This window comes from Clostridium sp. CM041, from assembly GCF_055081035.1.
The window spans coordinates 780,625-802,156 of the sequence record NZ_CM143648.1; the positions used below are offsets into that span (position 1 = coordinate 780,625).

Sequence of the window (21,532 nt, forward strand, 5' to 3'; positions counted from 1 at the left end):
TTATCCCCTCCATCAATGTATTCTAATATAGTTAATATATATTTACTTATATTTTGTCATTTACTTTTACATAATAGTTTCCTGATAGACATAATATTTCATTTTTAATCTGCATTTCAAATAATACCTCATATAATTGTTTTATGTCAATGTTAGTTATTCTAATAATATCGTTTATATGCAGTGGACTATCATTTATAATGCTATATATCTTTTTGTTAATTTGACTATTAAAAGACCGCACAGTGGTTTTTTTTTGATTCTTCATCTCTATTCCCATTAGATTAAATATATCATCAGAACAAGTCATAGGGTATGCTCCATCCTTAATTAATTTATTGGTTCCTTTGCTTTCATATGAAAATATAGAGCCTGGCACAGCCATAACATCTTTACCTTGTTCGAGTGCTAAATTTGCAGTAATTAAAGATCCACTTTTTTCACCAGCCTCTATTACAATAATAATATCACCGAGAGCGCTTATTATTCTATTCCTTTGGGGAAAATTGTAAGCATGTGGTGGTGTTCCTGGTAAAAACTCTGAAATAACAGCACCTTTTTCAATTATCTCATTGAAAATTTTAAGATTTTCTTTTGGGTATACTATATCGAGTCCCGAACCTAAAACTGCACAAGTATAGCCTTCGCCTTCTAAACAACTTTCATGGGCAAAAGTGTCAATGCCCTTAGCCATTCCGCTAATAATATTAATATTATTAGCACATAAATCCGAGCATATAATTTTAGTAACATCCTTACCATAATTTGAATACTTCCTCGAACCAACTATAGAAATATTGTATCCATCCTCTAATGGCAATATGTTTCCTTTATAAAATAACGCAAATGGTGCATCATCATAATTTTTTAATTTATTAGGATATTCCGCTTCTAAATAAGTAACTGATTTTATTTCATTAACCTCTAATTTTCTTTTTACCTTATCAATTTCACTTTCATTCCAAGCATCTGTAAGTACGTCAATTAAATTATTTTTAAAATATTCTGTTTTTTTATTATGTACACCATAATACCATATTTTTTCTATATTATGAAAATCATTTATTAATTTCAGTTTATTTTTAGGGGATAATTTAACTAAAGAAAACCATATATCATAGTCATTCATTCTTTTTACTCTACCTCCACTAAATCAAATTTATTTATTAATATTACCAGTTATACCATCTCTTGCGGAGCTGAAACATCTTCACAGAAGATGCATTGACGACTTCAGAAGGAGATTTATACTCACACTTATAGAAGTGGGAGACTTCCCTTCTGAAATGTCGTTAAACTATCTTTTCATCTATAAATTTTCTATATTGAATAGCTTCAATTATATGTTTATCTAAGATATTCTCACTTTCATCTAAATCTGCAATAGTCCTTGCCACCTTAAGAATTCTAGAATAAGCTCTTGTACTTAGAGAAAATTTATTGTACATTAATTCCATGATTTTACTAGCTTTATTATCTAGATTACAGTACCTTTTAATTAGCTTTTGACTCATCTCTGCATTACAGTGAATTTCTTCCGATCTAAATCTCTTTTCTTGAATATCTCTTGCTACTTCTACCCTTTTTTTAATAACATTAGATTTTTCACTACTTTTCCCACTAGCTATTTTATTATAAGGCAGAGCATTTACTGCTGTAAATATATCAATGCGGTCTAGAAGTGGGCCTGATAGTTTACTCAAATACCTTCTTCTTTCATAATCACTACAACTGCATCGCTTCTCATAAGATCCGTAATATCCACAAGGACATGGATTTAAAGCACTTACAAACATAAAGTTAGATGGATATTCTACTGTTCCATTTATTCTTGAAATATTAATTTTTCTATCCTCTAAAGGCTGTCTTAGTATTTCTATTACATTTTTTTTAAATTCTAATATTTCATCTAAAAACAATACTCCTTTATGTGCTAAAGAGATTTCTCCAGGTATTAACTTATTTCCACCACCAACCAAAGCAATTCGTGATATAGTATGATGCGGACTCCTAAAAGGTCTTTGCAGAATAATCCCTCCATTATCTCCAAGGTTTCCAGAAACACTATAAATTTTAGTAACCTCAAGCGATTCCTCTTGACTTAAAGACGGTAGTATAGTAGGAATTCTCTTAGCCATCATGGATTTACCTGAGCCAGGCGGACCATACATAAGTAAATTATGATTCCCCGCCGCCGCTACTTCAATAGCACGTTTTGAGCTTTCTTGCCCCATAACATCTTCATAATCTAACTCTTCGTTTATTAATATTTCTAAATCATTGCACTGCTTATATGGCAATAAGTCCTTATAAGTTAAAAAACTTACTACTTGATTTAAATTATCTAAAGGAAATATCTTTGCAGATTTAACAAGACTACATTCTTTTGCGTTGTTACTAGGAACAATAAATTTTCCAATGCCTTTTTCTATCCCTTCCATAACCACAGGTAATGAGCCTCTTATTTTCCTCAACTTTCCAGATAAAGATAATTCTCCAATAAAAAGATAATCGTTAATATCATTAACAATGATTTGTTTAGTTGCCAGAAGTATCCCTATAGCTATAGGCAAATCAAATAGAGACCCTTCTTTTTTCAAATCTGCTGGTGCTAAATTTATAGTTATTCTATTTACTGGAAAATCAAACCCTGAGTTTAGTATTGCAGAACGTACTCGCTCCTTTGATTCTTTAACTGCAATATCTGCAAGTCCAACAATGTTTAAAGCTGGTAACCCTCGGGTGATATCAATTTCAACAGTAACTATAACCCCTTTAATTCCTGTAAAAGCAGCAGACATAATTTGTATCGCCATATTATCACCTTAACCTTTATTATTTCTTATATTTCATAATTATTGACAAAATAATTTTCTGTAGACTCATTATTCATATAATTTAGTTCATTAAAGCTTTTTATTTTAAACAAAAAACAAAAAACACAGGCATAATAACTTTACCTGTGCTATAAGTTGGGTTAAATCTGACCTTAGACAACTCATAAATTATCAAAGAAATAGTAGCCTATGATCCTGATATCTTATGGATACAGTGTAATTGACTAAAGCAAATTGACATCCAGTTAAGTTTTAATTATTTATATGCTGATATCTCTAAAAGCTTATCAACAGTAACGAAGCTGTATCCCATTTCTTTAAGCTTTGAAATAATTTGTGGCAGTGCCTCGGTAGTGACTTTTTTATCTTCATTACAATGCATTAAGATTATTTCTCCAGGACGTACGTTTTCAACTACATTTTTAACAATATTATCAACTTCACGTTGCTCCCAATCTAAGGTATCGGTGGACCAAATTATGTTTTTGCAATTTAATGATGTTAAAGAATTCTGAACATCATCATTTGTATCACCATAGGGTACTCTTATTAATGCAGGCCTTTTTCCTATTACCTTATTGATTTCATTTTCGGCTGAAATTACTTCATTACTAATTTCAGCTGCATTAATAGTGGCGAAGTCTTTATGAGCCCAACTATGATTTGCTATTACATTTCCATCTGCATAGGCCTCTTTAATTATGGATTTGCATGCTTCAATTTGTTTACCAATACAGAAAAAAGTGCCTTGAATATTATTCTCCCGTAATACTTTAATAATTTTAGGAGTATTTACGGGGTCTGGACCATCATCAAATGTAAGTGCTACTACTTTGTTTTCATTTTGGCCATTAATATATAAGTCAGAAGGATATTTTTTAGCTAAGTTCACAACATTTTTTCTCCATTTTGTCATTGCTGCATCGGGATAGATCGTAGGTCTACTACTTGTACCTAAAATATCATAAATGACTTGAGCTTTTTTCGTAGTTGTGTCCGAGGAAGTTTGAGGTAGCGCGGGCTTACTCGCAGTAGGTTGAATTATGTTTTCTTTATCTGTAGTCTTATCTACAGAGGATTGTGTCGCTGTTATTTTAATCGGAGCATGTATTTTATAAGTAATAAATACTGAACCTATAAGTAATACTAAGAGGCCAAATACGCTAAATAATTTTTTCATAAAATAATCAAACCTTTCTTAAATTATGAAGTTTTCATAATTTTTCTATTATATAAAATGAGTTAGAATTCCAGTAATACAATTCATAAAATTCTTTATATCCCTCAAAGCATTTACATCCACACCCTCACTTCCCACTCTTTTAACTTCTATAAAAGAATGTAAAACCCTTTAATTTGCTGTAAAACCATTAGGCATAATTTGAAAATAAATGAGAGTTATACTATAAATGACAGTTGGTATTAAATTGTAATGGGATAAATCGCTAGCTAATTTGCTTATTTATAGTAATAATAATTATTATTTAACTAGTATGAGTCTAAATTTATTAATATGTTTTCTTTATTTTATATTTACATATATTATTTATAATATTATGATAGTCTTAACACTATATGTTAGTGACAACATAATTTATGGTTATTTTATATTCTAGATAACTACGATAATAAATATAAGGAGGTAACCGATAATGATGAAATTATTAGAAATAATCAACATGGCAAAAACAGAGCATAAATTATGCAAAGAAGAAATCATTGCTCTTTTAAGTTGCAATGATATAGACCAAGAACTATTTAATGCAGCTGATGAAGTTCGAAAAAAATATTTAGGTGATGAAGTTCATCTTAGAGGCCTTATTGAATTTACTAATATATGCAAAAGAAATTGTCATTACTGCGGACTAAGAAGGGATAATAAAAATTTAGTTAGATATAGATTAACGCAAGAACAAATTTTAGACTTTGCCACTAAAGCTAAGTCATTTGGCTATAAAACTATAGTACTTCAAGGTGGTGAAGATGATTATTACACAAGAGATAGAATTATCAAAATAATAAAGGGAATAAAGGCTTTAGATTTAGCTCTAACTTTAAGTATAGGTGAAAAAACTTATGATGAATATAAAGCTTTTAGAGACGCTGGTGCTGATAGATACCTTCTAAGAATTGAAACAACAGACAAAAACCTATATGAAGAATTAGATCCAGGCATGAGCCACGAAACCAGACTGAATTGCTTAACGATTTTAAAACAATTAGGCTATGAAGTTGGGACTGGTGTTATGGTTGGTCTCCCGAACCAAACTATAGAGTCCTATGCGGATGATATATTATTATTCAAAGAAATAAATGTTGACATGTTAGGCATAGGTCCTTTTATTCCAAATGAAGACACACCACTTGCAAATGCCAAGGGTAAGGAGCTAACTATGGCCCTTAAAGTTATGGCTATAACACGTTTACTCCTACCAGACATTAACATACCTGCGACTACTGCTATGGAGTCCTTAAACAAAAACGGAAGACTAATGGCTCTGCAAAGTGGTGCCAATGTAGTTATGCCTAATGTTACAGAAGGCGAATACAGAAAGCATTATGCACTGTACCCAGGTAAAATATGTACTGGGGATACTCCCGCTCATTGTCGTGGATGCATAACCGGTAAGGTTAATAGTATCGGAAGAACAATTTCAACTAATTATGGTTTTAGAGGAGATCAATCTACTAAGTAATTTAACAATGCAAAAGAGCCCTAAGGCTCTTTTTTAACGAAATGTTTTTTTAGCTTCTTTTATTGGTTTATTATTAACCGGTTCGCCTTCTGCATCCACAATTCCAGGCTTATTATGTTTTTTATTTAAATCATGCTGTATATTCATTTTTGTAGCTTTATTTGGCATTAAAAACTCCCCTTTCTAAGATTATATTATCCTAGAAAGGTAGTTTTTATTCTATACTTTTAATATTTAAAATTTCAATATGTTAGATTATGAACTTCTGTACTATTTCATCTAATTTAGCTACAATCTTCTCAAGATTTTCAGCAGTATTTGATATTTCTTCCATAGAACTAGTCTGCTCTTCCATCGACGCAGATATTTCCTCCGTTGAAGCGGCAGATTGTTCTGATATTGCTGACATTCCTTCTATAGATTGTAAAACTCTATCTTTATTTTTATCAACATTATTAATATTAGAACCCAATGTGTCAATTTGAGCAATCATATTAGTAATAGCTTCTTCTATGATATTAAAAGATTTTTGAGATAGCGTCATAGCCAAATTTGCTTCTTTATTAACAATTGCCCCCTTATTTATATTCATCGTTACTTTAGTGATTTCTCCTTGAATTTCACCAATCATATTTGTAATTTCATTAGTTGCTTCTTCGGTTTTTTCTGCAAGTTTCCTTACTTCCTCAGCTACTACTGCAAATCCTTTTCCAGCTTCCCCAGCTCTAGCTGCCTCTATAGCAGCGTTTAACGCCAAAAGGTTTGTTTGTTCTGCTACCGACCGTATAGTGATTATGATCTTTCCGATAGAATTTGATTTATTCTCGAGCAAAGATATGTTTTCAACTACTTCTTCATTTGACTTGTTACTTTCCTTAAATCTTTCAGTAAGTACCTTCATAGATTGTAATCCTTCTGTATTTACTAATTTAGTTTCATTAGAATAATCTTTTAACAGTGCTGAACTATTTACGGCAGTATTAATCCCTTCTGCAAGATTTGACAATTCACTAGCACCATTTAGCGCGTCTTGTACTTGATTTGTTGCACCCTTTGCTAGCTCCTCAATTGCTACAGATACCGCTTCTATAGATTGCACAGTTTCATCCGTAGCGACAGCCATATCTTTTGAAGACTTAAAGACCTCCTGAGAATTTTCTTGCAAATTAATAGTTATCTCCCTCAATGAACTTCTTAAATCAACAACTGATTGTGCAATAACCCCTGTTTCATCTTTATATTTTAAAATTCTTTCATAATCCTTATCATATGTTAAATCAAGTTTTGCTGTTTTATCCAATAGTTTACTTATAATTAAAATAGGATTAGAAATTTTTTTGCTAAAATAAAATGCAACAATTACAGATAATGCAATAACTGCAGCAGCTAAAATTATAAAATTAATTACACTTTCGGAAAAAGCTTTGCTCGAAACAGTTTTTTCATTTGCAACAAATTTGTCTATATCATCAATATAATTTCCTGTGCCAATAACCCAACCAAAATCTTTAAATTCCTTACTATATGATCTCTTTGGTAATGGTTTTCCTTTCCCGTCTTTAGGAAACCAATAATCTGAATATCCCCCGTCTTCCTTTAATCCATTTGCAATAATTTCTTTTATTAAGTATTTTCCCTTTACATCCTTTGAATCATATCTACTTTTACCTTCAATCTCACCACCAAGGAGTACCACATTTACTCCTTCAACAGTGTCTATCCAAAAATAACCATCTTCACCATATTTCATTTCACGTGTTAAGTCAGATCCAAGTTTCTTAGCCTGCTCTAAAGTCATCTCTCCACCTTTATATTTTTTACTAATGCCCTCGAGCATAGTTATAACATTTTCTACTTGATTTTTAATTTTTTCATCATAACCTGTTCTAACGGTGGTATCAATTGTTATAATATCATTGTTACTAAGCACTGACATTCTATACATTGCCATGCCTCCAATTAATAGAGCTGTCAATAGTACAACTAAAACATTTAAAACTATTATTTTTGTACTTATTTTTTTCAATGAACATCACTCCCTTATCTTTAATTTATTTTTAATTTGTTCATGTCTTTTCATAATTGTAATGGTTACATTAATTATCGTAATTCTTTTGCAACTCTTTAGGTATATTATTTGCAACCTTGAGCTACCTTAAATCATCACCTACGAAGATGCAACAGCTTCGTAGCATCTTCATTAACAACTTCAGAATTAGTAAATGAAGTAATAGATGTAATTCTACAAAAAAATGTAAAATAACTGCTCAACTTAAATTAAGCAGTTATTTTACATCTTATACGATACCCTATTAACGAATAAAATTGTTTAAAAATATGAGAATGGATATAGATACTGTAACTTTTAAAATTTTCTTCATTTAAATCCCACCCTACCTCAACTTAAGCATTGTTTATTACCTGTGCAAATTTATTAATATTTTCCTTTGAAAGCGTTGATGTATCCTTATTAGTTTTACTAATCTTCTTAATAATAAATCTTTCAAAGACATTCATTTTTTTAAATATGAACTCTCCTCCGAAGTATTGTGTTGCAATTGCATCTGTTAACAATTCTTCGGGAAAAGATGTGTGTATCTGTTTTTCTGCAATCTCATTTTCACTCATACAACAAATAAAAAATCCAAGTTTCTTCTTTTTTAATTCACTGATATTTTTTAAACAAAACGCATTTACTTCCTTTTGAATTCTTCCCATGTAGATTGACCCGCCTATAATAATGTTATCAAACAAAATCATTTCCGGCATACTTCCCTTTTTTATATCTACAATTTTCACTTCACCGTGTAGCTTATCCTTTAAAATATTGCTACATTTTTCTGTGCAACCATGTTTAGATGCATAAATAATAACTGTTTTCATACTTGAATCCCCCCTTTATTTTAATAATCCATTAATAAGAATTTCAAAATGATGATTTATAAGTCTCTCTTTTTGTTGCTTAGTAACATTCTTTTCTAATATTAATCTAGAAACAAGCCCATGAGTCGATGTCCATATTATTTGTGCAGTAAGCTCAATATCCATTTTTCTGAAAATGTTTTTTTTGATCGCCAATTCTACTAACTTACAAAGCCCTTGTATACTTTTTCGTTCCTTTGAAATACCTTCCTGCAGCATATTTACCTTCTCTTGTATAGTTTCAATATCATTCATTAAAATAACCCTAAATTGCTGTGGATTTTCTAGCATAAGTTCAATATAAGACCTCATCCCATTTACTATTGTCTTATCTGGGTTTTCAGTATCTATAGGAATCTCACTTATAATTTTCAATATGTTTCCATACCCTTGCGCTACAACGAAAGACACTATTTCAGCCTTATCCTTAAAGTAGTGATAAATAATACCTGGAGAATACTCTATCCTACTTGCAATCTTACGAACAGATAAATTTTCATAGCCTTCTTCCACTAATATATCATTTGTGGCATCTATTATTTTTTTTCTTATGATCTCTTTTTCTAATTGTCTTCTTTCTGTTATTCCCATAATCCCTCCAATAAGTTAACGTTTTATTAATCACTGTAATTATATTAAACATCGTTTAATATAATTTTACCATTGTCTTGATTATAAGTAAATAGATTGAAACATATAATTTTTGCGTAATGACGATCCAAGGAGATTTCTAGAACTTCAACGAATAACTTACAGAGTCAGCCAAAAATAGCCTCTCCCATTATTAGGAAAGGCTATACTTTGTTTTAAATTCATTAACTAATTGTATAAAAAGCATTTATTTCTACAAAGAAGCTATCACATTATAAACTCCATCTTCATTATTGCTTCCTGCAATAAAGTTAGCATGTTTTTTCACATCTTCTGGAGCATTCTTCATTGCATAACTATAATGTGCTGCTTTAAACATAGTCAAATCATTATAATAATCCCCAAAAACCATTGTGCTTTTTTGATTTATTTTAAATCCTTCTTGAATCATATTTATAGCCTTTCCTTTGCTTATACCTTTGTTCATTATATCTATCCACTTGTCGCCGGATACAACAAATTCAAGCTTATCACTCAAATTCCCCTTTATATAATCCACTATAGATGGTTTAACTCCACCCGCCATATAATAAGTAATCTTATATATTGGATCTTTTATTTCGCTAAAAGATTTTAATATTACCACAGGCACCTCAAAAGATGTAAAGTTATTCAACATATCTTCTGATGGATTTACTATATATGCCTCATTTTCTCCAGCTAAAAATAATTCCTCTCCTAACTTTGGATTTAAATTCACCACAGAGTCTATTTCTTCTTTATCAATACTGCTTGAATACAACGTCTTACCCTTATTATTATACTTAACGAGGGCTCCATTATGAGCAATAAATATCATATCTGTATTGACCTTTTCAAAATTTTTGCTTAGTTGAGAATAAAACCTGCCACTTGCTGCTGCAAATTTTATATCCTTTTTATTAAACATATGTATTAAATCAAATATTTTTTCATTTATATTTCCATTGTCATTTAATAAGGTACCATCCATATCTGTTGCGATGAGTTTTACCATAAGTATTTTCTCCTTTGTAATCTTTAATAGGGACAGTTATTAATTAATTTTCAACTTAAAAATGAGCTATAAACGAACTACTATCCGTTTATAGCTCATAAATATGCTTAATGTTTCATTAAAAGCGTATTTTTCTTATATCATTACTTTACATATGTTGTTTGTGAACTCTACCGGATCGTTAATCGGTAATCCTTCAATAAGTAGCGCCTGATTATATAATATATTAGTATATAAATCTAACTTAACTTTATCTTTTTCGAAAGATTCCTTAAGTACTTTAAACATATCATTATTTATATTTATTTCTAAAACCTTATCTGCTTTTATGTTTTCATTGTTAGGCATAGAATTTAATGTTTTTTCCATTTCTATTGTAAGGTCACCATCATTTGATAAACATACTGGATAGTTCTTAAGTCTTTTTGATGCCCTAACATCCTTAACTCTACCTGCTAAAACACTTTTCATATGTTCAAATAATTCTTTATTGTCTTTTTCATCAGTGCTAGAAGGATTTTCTTTTTCATCTACTTCTATACCTAAGTCACCACTTGATACAGATTTAAATTCCTTTTCTTTGTACTTCATTATCATTTTCACAGCGAATTCGTCTACCTCATCCGTGAAATATAAAATTTCGAATCCTTTATCTGATACCATTTCAATTTGTGGTAATTTTTCAATTCGCGCGTTTGATTCTCCTGAAGCATAATAAATATATTTTTGATCTTCTGGCATTCTAGAAACATATTCATCTAAAGTAACATTCTTTTTCTCCTTTGATGAATAAAACAACAATAAATCTTGCAAAACATCTTTATTACTTCCAAAATCGCTATAAATGCCATACTTCAATTGTCTTCCAAATGCTTCATAAAATTCTTCATATTTTTCTCTTTCATTTTTAAGTAAACTATCTAACTCATTTTTAATTTTAGTTTTAATGTTTTTAGCTATAAGTTTAAGTTGTCTATCATGTTGCAGTACTTCTCTAGATATGTTAAGCGACAGGTCTTCTGAATCAACTATTCCTTTTACAAAACTAAAATAGTCAGGCAATAAATCTGCACACTTATCCATGATTAAAACACCACTTGAATATAATTCTAAGCCTTTTTCATATTCTTTTGTATAGAAATCATAAGGCGTTTTTTCTGGAATATATAAAATTGAATTATAACTTATAACACCATCAACACTAATATGGATATGCCTTGCTGGTTTGTCAAAGCCATAGTGCTTTTCAGCGTAGAAATTATTATAATCTTCATCAGTAAGTTCACTTTTATTTTTTCTCCATATAGGAACCATACTGTTTACAATCTTTTCCTCGACGAAGTACTCGTACTCTGTTTCACTACCCTCTTTAAGTCTTGACTGACTTATATCCATTTTAATTGGATACCTAATGAAATCGGAGTATTTCTTTACAATAGATTTTAGTCCATGTTCATCAAGATATTCATCAAAATTATTATCTTCTGTATTCTCTTTTATTTTAAGTATAATATCTGTACCAACAGTATCTTTTACGCAAGGTTCTATTGTATAACCCTCTGCACCATTAGATTCCCACTTGTAAGCTTCATCACTGCCAAATACTCTACTTATAACAGTAATATTATCCGCTACCATAAATGCAGAATAGAATCCAACTCCAAATTGTCCAATTATATCATATCCATCTTTTATTTCATTTTCTTTTTTAAATGCCAAAGAGCCACTTTTAGCTATAACTCCAAGGTTATCACTAAGTTCAGCTTCTGTCATTCCAATTCCTGTATCAGAAATTTTTATTGTCCTAGCTTCCTTATCACTGGCTATTCTAATATAGTAGTTACTTTTATCAAAAGCCAATGAATCATCTGCTAGTGTCTTATAATAAATTTTATCAATAGCATCACTAGCATTAGAGATAAGTTCCCTTAAAAAAATATCCCTATGAGTATATATTGAATTTACCATCATATCCAGGATTCTCTTAGACTCTGTTTTAAACTGCTTTTTTTCCAATTAAAATTTCCCCTTTCGTACCAACTTTTTTTATTTTGTTAGCACTCTATGTTATCGAGTGCTAACGCTATTTATAAACTACACCTTTTTTTATAATTTGTCAACGTACACAATATATTTTTATACATGTTAGTTTATTGTCTCAAGTGCTGAATCTAGTATTCTTCTCACCTGTACTTATAATTGTGGTATAAGTATGTCCTTCTCTAATATATGATTAATGAGCCAATCATTTAAAAAAACCAATATTCCCATTATAGCTTCATCTTGATTTTCATCAATTTTATTTAAATTTACTTCCTCTATTTTTTTAATAAAAAATGCATGGTCGATTTTTTGGGTAAATAATCTTTTATAATTTATGCTTATCATATATTCTTCTTCATCGTTAAAATGATAAATTGTATACTCTTTTAATTCTTCAATTACTTCAACTATTTTATCATATTTATCCGTACCATATTTATCTATCAGTAACTGATAAGCCTTTTCTCCTATTTCAAAAAGTTTTTCATGCTCTACATCAATATGCTCAATACCTGTTTTATATTTTTCTTTCATCTCAAACATTTATTAATTTCCTCCTAATTTGACCCTCCATTTTAAATATAGATAATTTGTTGTTTTGAATTTAATCTTATATATCTATATTACTTTATTTGAATTCATTTCACAATAATAATTTCCATATTACTAAATGCTAAATAATAAAATACTTGTTTACAATTATTATTTAACAATTATGCATATACTGAGAAGTATATCAAAAAAGCTGTTTAGTAATCAACGGCTTTTTTTCTGTGTTAAGTTATTTAATTAACGACATCTCATTTATATATATTTCTATGATATTATTCACTACAACGTAAATATCACTAGTATTCATAACCTCATAGTCACAATATTGTTTGTACAAGTGACCTCTCTCCTCAAACAATCTATAAAGCTTAGATGGATCTTTTGCTAGTAAGGGGCGAGTCTCAACATCTATATCCGCTACTATATTTTCAATAGGACGGTTTATGTAAATTATAATACCATTTTTCTTTAAATTTAAAATATTTTCATGTTTTTTAATCACTCCACCGCCAGTTGAAATAATTACTCGATTTTTTTTAGATAATTTCTCAACTACTATAGATTCTATGTCTCTAAATCCAGCCTCACCATTTTTAAACATTTCAGTAATCGTAAGATTTGTACTAGCTTCAATATATGCATCTATGTCTATAAATGCCATTTCTATCTTTTCTGCGATTATTTCTCCAATGACACTTTTACCACAACCGGGCATCCCAATTAAAACTATATTTTTCATCTTTTAATTTTCTACTCCCTTTTCTAGCTCATCATAAATTTCATCAATTATTATCTTTGGGATCTTAATATCATTCCAGATTTCCTGAGCAGCAATTGCCTGGCCAACTAGCATATAAAGACCATTAACTGCTTTTAAACCCGTCTCCTTCGCATACTTTAAAAATAGGGTTTCCTTAGGATTGTAGATCATATCCACAGCGGCGCCAAATTTACCAATATGTTTCTTTTCAATTGGAGAATTGTCCAAATTAGGATACATTCCAAGTGGTGTACAGTTTACCACTATATCTGACTCTTTAAGCCCTTGAATTTCATTATAAGAAATCAATTTACAACCATTAAATTTGCTGTTTTCCTTAATCCTTGAGATATCTCTTGTAACTACAGTAATTTCAGTTATTCCCTTATTTAATAAATATTGAACCACAGTAACTGCTACTCCACCGTTGCCAAGTATTGTTGCTTTTTTATTTTTCACTTCAATACCATACTTATTGAAAAGCATTCCAATTCCAAAGTAATCTGTGTTGTATCCAATAGTTTTGTTTTCCTCAAACTTTAGGGTGTTTACAGCTCCTATCGCTTTTGCTTCTATGCTAACCTCATCAAGTAATTCCATAACCTTAATTTTATAAGGAATAGTTACATTAATACCTCTTGGTTTAATAACATTAAATCCGGCCATTGCCGCTTTCAGATCTTTGCTTTTAAATTCGAAGAGATGATAATAACCCTTCATATTCAATTTATTAAATACCATTGAATGTATTTGCGGCGAAACACTATGTGATAGTTTTTCTCCAAGTAAACCATATAACTCTGACATAACTCCCCCTCATTTCTTAAGTAAAACTTACTAATATCATTTATTCATTGTCAATCATTTCACTTTTATAATTGCCCAATATTTTAAAATAACGGCTATTCTTTTTAATTAACTTAATTGAAGATATAATTTTATCTTCATCTATGTTTCCGTGGAAATCTATGTAAAAGAAATATTCCCATGGCTTATCCTTTATTGGTCTAGATTCAATTTTCATAAGGTTTATACCATTTTCTTCAAAATGCTTTAAAACATGATAGAGCGAACCTGCCTTGTGGGTAGTTGATAAAACTAAGCTTGTTTTATTGTTTCCGCTAGTTGACTCCATCTCTTTACCAATAACAACAAACCTAGTCATATTTGTTGCATTTGAATTTACATTTTTCTGCAAAATCTCAAGGTTGTATATTTCCGCTGCCTTAGCGCTAGCTATGGCTACCAAGGTTTTGTCCTGTCTATCTTTAACTAACTGCGCACTTTTTGCAGTACTGTTATAGGGAACTAACTTCCACTGCTTGTAGCCTTTTAAAAATTCCATACTTTGCTCTAATCCCTGTGGATGAGAGTAAACCTCTTTGATATCATCTAATGTTGATCCTCTAATTCCCATTAAGTTTTGGCTTATTTTAAGATATTTTTCCCCTGTTATATAAAAATTATATTTATTTAGAAGGTCATAAACCGCGGATATTGTTCCTGTGGAAGAATTTTCTATAGGGATAACACCATAATTTATCTTCCCATATTTCAATTGCAAAAATATATCTTCAAACTCACTTATTGCTTTTGAGTCCACATTTTCACCGAAATATCCCTTTAAGGCTTGTTCGCTAAAGGAACCTGTTACGCCATAAAACCCAACTGTAAGCTTTTTCTCAGTAGCAAAAGCCCCCTCCCGATTTAAATTTTTGTTTTGAAACCCTCTACTTATTTCCATAACGGATTTGAAAAATTCTTCTACCTCTGAAAACAAATTTTTATTTTTAACTAAGTCTAAATTCTTCTTTATAACTATTTCTTCTCTAGCCTTATTTAAAACTTCTATATGATTATTTTTTTTATATTCAGCTACCTTTAAAACTACTTCCATACGCTTTTCAAATAATGATACAAGGCTTGAGTCAATTTTATCAATTTCACTTCTTAAATTATCTATATTAAAATCATCTAATTTACTCATTAAAGCACATCCTTCAAATAAAATCTAAAATACTCATTGCAGCGCAAGCTTCTATCACTGCTAGCGCTCTTAAAACTATGCAAGGGTCATGCCTTCCTGCAACAGATACTTCCGAATTTTCACAAGTCACCATATCAATGGTATCTTGAGTTTTTGCAATAGAAGGTGTTGGTTTCATAGCTACCCTAAAAACTATCGGCATTCCATTAGAAATACCACCATTAATTCCACCATTATTGTTAGTTTTCGTCAATACACTCCCATTTTTAATGCACGGTACATCATTTGATGCGCTTCCCCGAAGTTTTGTTATTTGAAAGCCCATTCCAAATTCTACACCCTTAACTGCAGGCACAGAAAATAGTAATTGAGCTAAATTGCTCTCTATAGAATCAAAGAATGGTTCCCCCAGTCCACAAGGCACATTTAATATAGTAGCTTCAATTATACCTCCAGCCGAATCTGTTTCTTCCTTCGCCTTTAATATAATGTTCTTCATTTCTTTTCCCTTTGAATCATCAATTACAGGAAAATCTTTCTTTAGAATATCTGCTAATATCTGTTTCTTTAAATTGACTCCATCAAAATAACTATCAAACACATTCCCAATACTTAAAATGTGACTTCCTATTTCGATTCCCTTATCAAAAAGTATCTGTTTCGCAACAGCACCTGCAAAAACAAGTGGTGCTGTAATTCTTCCTGAGAAATGGCCGCCACCTCTATAATCGTTAAAGCCTGAATATTTAACCTTTCCTGTAAAATCAGCATGACCCGGTCTTACTAAATCCTTTAACTTATCGTAATCCTTCGAATTTTGATTTTCATTAAAAATAACGCTACAAAGAGGTGTCCCTGTGGTATATCCATTAAAATATCCACTTAGTATTTCAAATTTATCACCTTCTTTTCTTTTAGTTGAAAATTCATCTCGTCCTGGAGCGCGTCTTTGCATTTCACTATTAATAAAATCCATATCAAGCTTTATACCTGGCGGTAACCCATCAATAATTATTCCTATTCCTCTTCCATGCGATTCTCCAAATATGGAATACTTTACTTTTTTACCCCATTGTCCGCTCATTAACTTTTCCTCCTAACCCCTTAAAATCCTCATAAAACTCTGGATAGGATTTTTTCACTGCCCCACTATCCTCAATTGTGAGCTTCTGCGTGCATCTAATTGAAGCAATTGCCATAGCCATAGCTATTCTATGATCATTCCAACTGCTTACAATTCCGCCCTTAAGCCATGGTTTACCATGAATTAGAAGTGAATCCTCTCTTTCAATAACCTCTGCTCCAATTTTATTTAGCTCTGTTGCTATAGCTTTTAATCTATCAGATTCTTTTATTCTAACTCTAGCAGCATTAATGATCTCTGTTGTTCCATCGCTTAAAGCACCAAGCACCGCAGCAATTGGTACAAGGTCAGGACATTGTGATGCATCAATAACGGTACCTTTTAAATCTGATTTTGAAGCTCTTATAATACCATCTTCAATAGTAATCTTTCCGCCCATATTTTTAATTATGTCCAATATTACTTTGTCTCCTTGAAGTGATTCCATATTTAAATCAATGCATTCAATTTCTCCACCTAAAACACCAGCAGCAAGGTAAAATGCAGCTTGAGAAAAATCGCCTTCAACTGTATAATCTCTTTTCATGAAATGTTGATTTCCTTTTATTTTAAATTCTCTATAATTATTATTTTCTACCTTTATCCCAAACTTAGAAAGCACATTTAGGGTTAAATCTATGTACCCAATAGATTCTATGCAACTAGTAATTTTAATCGTTGACTCTCCATTTAATAGAGGCAGCGCATAAATAAGACCGGTAATGAACTGAGAGCTTACATCTCCTCTTAGTTCAAAAATCCCAGGTTTAAGGCTCCCGTGTATTGTTAAAGGAAGACACCCATTGTTAGTAGTGTACTTTATATTCTGCTTATCAAAAATTTCATAATAAGGTTTAAGTGTTCTTTGTACTAGTTTGGACTTCCCTTTAAAGATTATTTTTTCTCCAGTTAAAATTGCTATAGGAATTAAAAAACGTAGTGTTGATCCACTTTCATTGCATTGTAGCTCGCTTCTCAAAGTTCCACCGCATGCAAGCTGAAGCTTACCTTTTCCACATACCACAAGATTGTTTGGGAATTGTTTAATCTTAACTCCAAGTTTCTCCATTATTTCACAAGTAGCTATTATATCCTCAGACATACTAATATTATTAATGGCACATTCCCCATTACTTAATCCTGCAGCTATAACCGCTCTATGGGATAATGATTTTGAAGGCGGAATTTTGACTTTTCCATTCAAAGAAAAAGGTTGAATTATAACTGACTTCATCGACGAACACCTCAATTCAATATAATAATTATTTAAGAATTTTTTGCAGATAACCCTTAATATTAGCTTCATTAATTTTTTCAATAAAACTATTTCCAATGGATTCTATTAATATGAAATTCATGGATTCCCCAATGTTTTTCTTATCATGACTAATAGTCTTAATTATATTCTCACTTTTTATTTCAGGTAACATCCAAGGCAAATTATACTTAATTAAAATGTCTTTTATAGCACTTGCTGTTCCAGTTTTAGTCATTCCTAGTTCTTCTCCTAGTTTTGTTATAGAATACATCCCCATTGACACTGCTTCTCCATGGGAATACACCTCAAAATTAAAGAATTGCTCAATTGCGTGACCGATGGTATGACCATAGTTTAATAACATTCTGCCCCCAGTATCCAACTCATCATCTTCAACAATAGCGGCCTTAATACTAAGGCAAGTATAAATGATTTTATCTATCTCTTTTAAAAGGGCTTCTTTGTTTTCATAATTCATTAATGTATAAAATAGCTCACTATCTTTTATTGCTCCATATTTTATAACTTCACCCATTCCATCACTAAAAAACTTGTCATTAAGTGTTCCAAGCAGTAATGGATCAATAAAAACTGCTGTAGGGCTATAAAAACTTCCCACGAGGTTCTTTCCACGAGGCAAATCTACTGCAACCTTACCACCTACACTACTATCCACCTGTGCTAGTAATGTAGTTGGAATTTGTATGAGTGGAATCCCTCTTAAAAAAGTTGCGGCTGCAAAACCAGTCATATCTCCAACAACTCCACCACCTAAGGCAATTATAATATCTCCTCTGTTTATCTTAAAATCTAAAAGTTTATCATACACCTCTAAAAGAGTTTCGAATGACTTGCTTTCTTCACCAGCTTTTACAACAATTTTAAAAGTTTCAAATCCTGACCCTTTTAATGACCTAATAAGCTTTTGCCCATAAATTCCATTAACATTAGAATCTGTTACTACAGCTATTTTTCTTCCTTTATATATCTTCTTAACCTCTGCTCCAATTCCCTCTAGTAATCCATTCTTAATGTATATTGGATAGCTTCTGCTAGAAGCTCTAACTTCTATACTATACACCCTTACTTATCTCCTTTCTCTTATTAGTTGCATTCTCAAACCTTTTCTTTAGAAAAGCTTTATCATGATTTACTATTGTATCTTTTATTTCCTTTATATTGTTTTCAAAGTCTTCGATTTTGCTAAGGATAAACCGCAAGTATCACAATATTTGAATTACTAAGTGGTATTTCTGGACTTGTATATCCTTTATCAATAATACTCATTTTCTCAGCTATATCTAAAACATCTTTATCAATGTCAATAGCCTAGATTTTTTTAGGTCTTAATTCTTTTAGTGCCATAGCAAGGAATCCACCTATAAGTCCTAATCCTACAATTGTAAAATTAAATTCAGTACAATCCAAATTTACCACCTCTTAAACTATTCTATTTTGCGTTTTTGCAATTACTCTTATGGAATTTACAAGATCCTCAAATTTCTCCGGTTTTAATGATTGTTGTCCATCACTCAATGCATTAGTAGGATCGTTATGAACCTCAATTTCAAGGCCATCTGCTCCAACTGCTATAGCTGCTTTTGCAAGTGACTCTACTATCCACCATTTACCAGCGGCATGACTTGGATCAACTATAACCGGCAAGTGACTAAGCCTCTTAATCACTGGAATTGCACTTAAATCTAAGGTGTTTCTTGTGAAAGTTTCAAAGGTTCTAATTCCTCTTTCACATAAAACTACATTTTGATTTCCTTCAGACATTATATACTCCGCAGACATAAGAAGTTCTTCAATTGTTGCACTCATACCTCTCTTTAAAAGTATTGTCTTATTACATCTCCCTACTTCCTTTAAAAGGTCGAAGTTTTGCATATTTCTAGCTCCAATTTGAAGTACATCAGCATATTGCGATATTTTCTCAACTAGCTCAACACTCATAACTTCAGTTACTATTGGAAGCCCCGTTATTTTTTTTGCTTCTAATAATATCCTTAGACCTTCTTCCTCCATTCCTTGAAAACTGTATGGAGAAGTTCTAGGTTTATAAGCTCCTCCCCTTAGGAAATTAGCTCCTGCTAGCTTTACATCTTTTGCAATAGTTATCAATTGCTCTTCACTTTCAACAGCGCAAGGCCCTGCAATTATTGCTAGTTCTTTTCCTCCTATTGTTCTGTTATCTACCTTTATTAATGAATCATCAGGATGGAAAAGTCTATTAGCCCTTTTGTAAGGAGCTTGAACTCTCATAACATTATCAACACATTCCTCCGCTTCAATCTGGCCTGCGTTTATTGCACTTGTATCTCCAACGAGTCCTAAAACACAATTGTTTTCTCCCTTAGAGAAATGAACGGCACAACCTAACCCCTCAATCTTTTTCTTAATATTCATAATCTGATCTTGTTTTGCATTTGATTTCATTACGATTACCATTTAAATTCCTCCTTATTTTGATTTTAGTCTTAATAAATAATTCAACTTATAAATGATTATAAAAAAAGGAAGACCCCTTATAATGGGTCTTCCCTAAAAAAAGAAGAACCCTTATAATGAGTCCTCCTTGCGTACAGACTTAGTTTACTTTCTATAAATCAGCATACGCTGGTATCATAGTTTTATTACTAAACTCATTATTAAAAAAAACCATATATATTTTTTTGCACAAAAAGTAACTAACGCTAAAATAACGATAGCCCCAGCTAAAATAAAAATATACTTTTTTATTGATTTCCTTAATAATGATATTTTTCATAATAATAACACCTCACAAAGTTTAAATTAATATCTTCAAATTCTTTAATGTTTAAATGATATAACATGTTAACATGTTTGTCAATGGTCTATTTCTCAAAAATTATAGGAACATAAGTTGATAACTAATTACCAACTTATGTTCCTATAAAAAAATCTCATCTTTACTATTCTTCAGATAAGCTCCATAATTCTTGTTTTGATGTTGAAATAGCCATTGCTCCTGCGCTAATTGATTCCATTATATCCTTCTTATTTTGAATCAATCCCCCTGCTATAATTGGAACTCTCACTGCATTTCCTATGTTTTTAATAATCTTACTTGCAACCCCGGGCATAACCTCTACAGCATCTGGAATTACAGATTGTATATTTCTTATTCCCGTTTCTAAAGCCAAAGAATCTACTGCAAATATTCTCTGTATAGCGCAGAATCCTAGTTTTCTCCCATTTTTTATATTTGTTGCCCTTGTAGTTATAATTCCATAAGGTTCTCCACATTGTTTTAGAAAAAGCAGTCCTGCATAATCTGCCTTTAATCCTTCTATTAAGTCCACATGAACAAATACTACTTTGCCCGCCTCTTTAAGGTCCTCACATGTTTTCTTTAGATTTATTATGCTCCCATATAAGACAAACACAATGTGAACATTACTAAGAATCACTTTTTTTAAATCCTGCTCATTTCGTATGGCTGCAATAACTGGGTTCTCTATTAATAATTGTTCTAGGTTTTCCAATGATGTACCCTCCAAAAATTTATTTAGGTTTATAAGATATAATTAATTAAATACTATCACATTCTCATTTCTCATTCAAGCAAATTCACATCATTCTGTTGTTGTTTCGAAATTATGTATGTTTTTAATTGGGACTTGTACTTCTTTAATTATTATGTTAGTATGTACTTAAATAAGTAAAGGCGGAGAAAAGAGAGCCTTGATGTATGGGTATT

General features: G+C 31.1%; 19 protein-coding genes. 1 reads left to right on the forward strand and 18 read right to left on the reverse strand.

The annotated features are described in order from the left end of the window. Positions 1–46: 46 nt before the first annotated feature. The 3 genes from dprA to ACWJJT_RS03815 form a co-directional block, all read right to left on the reverse strand. Positions 47–1,129, reverse strand: coding sequence for a DNA-processing protein DprA (dprA, locus tag ACWJJT_RS03805; RefSeq protein WP_462956108.1), 1,083 nt, complete (start codon positions 1,127–1,129; stop codon positions 47–49). A 163-nt stretch (positions 1,130–1,292) separates the two neighbouring features. Continuing rightward, a complete protein-coding gene (locus tag ACWJJT_RS03810; protein WP_462956109.1) occupies positions 1,293–2,816 on the reverse strand; it encodes a YifB family Mg chelatase-like AAA ATPase in 1,524 nt (507 codons plus the stop codon). A 277-nt stretch (positions 2,817–3,093) separates the two neighbouring features. Beyond that, positions 3,094–4,017: a polysaccharide deacetylase family protein gene (locus ACWJJT_RS03815; RefSeq protein WP_462956110.1), complete on the reverse strand. Its 924-nt coding sequence runs from the start codon at positions 4,015–4,017 to the stop codon at positions 3,094–3,096. A gap of 472 nt (positions 4,018–4,489) precedes the next feature. Here ACWJJT_RS03815 and hydE point away from each other — a divergent pair, with 472 nt between their 5' ends. After that, positions 4,490–5,533 carry a [FeFe] hydrogenase H-cluster radical SAM maturase HydE gene (hydE, locus tag ACWJJT_RS03820; protein ID WP_462956111.1) on the forward strand — a complete coding sequence of 348 codons (1,044 nt, stop codon included), beginning with the start codon at positions 4,490–4,492 and terminating at the stop codon, positions 5,531–5,533. 33 nt (positions 5,534–5,566) lie between these two features. Here the strand turns inward: hydE and ACWJJT_RS03825 are convergent, their stop codons facing one another. The 15 genes from ACWJJT_RS03825 to ACWJJT_RS03895 form a co-directional block, all read right to left on the reverse strand. Next, the gene (locus ACWJJT_RS03825) at positions 5,567–5,701 is read right to left on the reverse strand and encodes a hypothetical protein (RefSeq protein ID WP_258280693.1); all 135 of its coding nucleotides are present in this window, start codon (positions 5,699–5,701) and stop codon (positions 5,567–5,569) included. Positions 5,702–5,783: 82 nt separating this feature from the next. Next, positions 5,784–7,559, reverse strand: a complete 1,776-nt coding sequence (locus ACWJJT_RS03830) for a methyl-accepting chemotaxis protein (protein WP_462956112.1) — start codon at positions 7,557–7,559, stop codon at positions 5,784–5,786. 377 nt (positions 7,560–7,936) lie between these two features. Beyond that, a complete protein-coding gene (locus tag ACWJJT_RS03835; protein WP_462956113.1) occupies positions 7,937–8,416 on the reverse strand; it encodes a flavodoxin domain-containing protein in 480 nt (159 codons plus the stop codon). A 15-nt stretch (positions 8,417–8,431) separates the two neighbouring features. Then, on the reverse strand, positions 8,432–9,046 hold the full coding sequence (locus tag ACWJJT_RS03840) for a TetR/AcrR family transcriptional regulator (RefSeq protein ID WP_462956114.1): 615 nt from the start codon (positions 9,044–9,046) through the stop codon (positions 8,432–8,434). A 253-nt stretch (positions 9,047–9,299) separates the two neighbouring features. Then, a complete protein-coding gene (locus tag ACWJJT_RS03845) occupies positions 9,300–10,082 on the reverse strand; it encodes an HAD family hydrolase (RefSeq protein WP_462956115.1) in 783 nt (260 codons plus the stop codon). Positions 10,083–10,217: 135 nt separating this feature from the next. Next, entirely contained in the window at positions 10,218–12,098 is a 1,881-nt protein-coding gene (gene htpG, locus ACWJJT_RS03850) for a molecular chaperone HtpG (RefSeq protein ID WP_462956116.1), read from the reverse strand. Between the two features lie 177 nt (positions 12,099–12,275). Further along, on the reverse strand, positions 12,276–12,668 hold the full coding sequence (locus ACWJJT_RS03855; RefSeq protein WP_462956117.1) for a bacteriohemerythrin: 393 nt from the start codon (positions 12,666–12,668) through the stop codon (positions 12,276–12,278). A gap of 238 nt (positions 12,669–12,906) precedes the next feature. Next, positions 12,907–13,416 (reverse strand): shikimate kinase, encoded by a 510-nt coding sequence (locus ACWJJT_RS03860; RefSeq protein ID WP_462956118.1) that lies wholly within the window; start codon positions 13,414–13,416, stop codon positions 12,907–12,909. A gap of 3 nt (positions 13,417–13,419) precedes the next feature. Beyond that, positions 13,420–14,244, reverse strand: a complete 825-nt coding sequence (gene aroE, locus ACWJJT_RS03865) for a shikimate dehydrogenase (RefSeq protein WP_462956119.1) — start codon at positions 14,242–14,244, stop codon at positions 13,420–13,422. Positions 14,245–14,284: 40 nt separating this feature from the next. Then, on the reverse strand, positions 14,285–15,424 hold the full coding sequence (gene pheA / locus ACWJJT_RS03870; RefSeq protein ID WP_462956120.1) for a prephenate dehydratase: 1,140 nt from the start codon (positions 15,422–15,424) through the stop codon (positions 14,285–14,287). Between the two features lie 13 nt (positions 15,425–15,437). Next, complete coding sequence (gene aroC, locus ACWJJT_RS03875; protein ID WP_462956121.1) at positions 15,438–16,508, reverse strand: chorismate synthase; 1,071 nt, start codon at positions 16,506–16,508, stop codon at positions 15,438–15,440. Continuing rightward, positions 16,489–17,781 carry a 3-phosphoshikimate 1-carboxyvinyltransferase gene (aroA, locus tag ACWJJT_RS03880; protein WP_462956122.1) on the reverse strand — a complete coding sequence of 431 codons (1,293 nt, stop codon included), beginning with the start codon at positions 17,779–17,781 and terminating at the stop codon, positions 16,489–16,491. The genes aroC and aroA overlap by 20 nt, the downstream gene beginning before the upstream one ends. 28 nt (positions 17,782–17,809) lie before the next feature. Further along, positions 17,810–18,886, reverse strand: a complete 1,077-nt coding sequence (aroB, locus tag ACWJJT_RS03885) for a 3-dehydroquinate synthase (RefSeq protein WP_462956123.1) — start codon at positions 18,884–18,886, stop codon at positions 17,810–17,812. Positions 18,887–19,245: 359 nt separating this feature from the next. Then, entirely contained in the window at positions 19,246–20,259 is a 1,014-nt protein-coding gene (gene aroF / locus ACWJJT_RS03890) for a 3-deoxy-7-phosphoheptulonate synthase (protein WP_462956124.1), read from the reverse strand. A 485-nt stretch (positions 20,260–20,744) separates the two neighbouring features. Then, positions 20,745–21,317, reverse strand: a complete 573-nt coding sequence (locus ACWJJT_RS03895) for a glycerol-3-phosphate responsive antiterminator (protein WP_462956125.1) — start codon at positions 21,315–21,317, stop codon at positions 20,745–20,747. Positions 21,318–21,532: the final 215 nt, after the last annotated feature.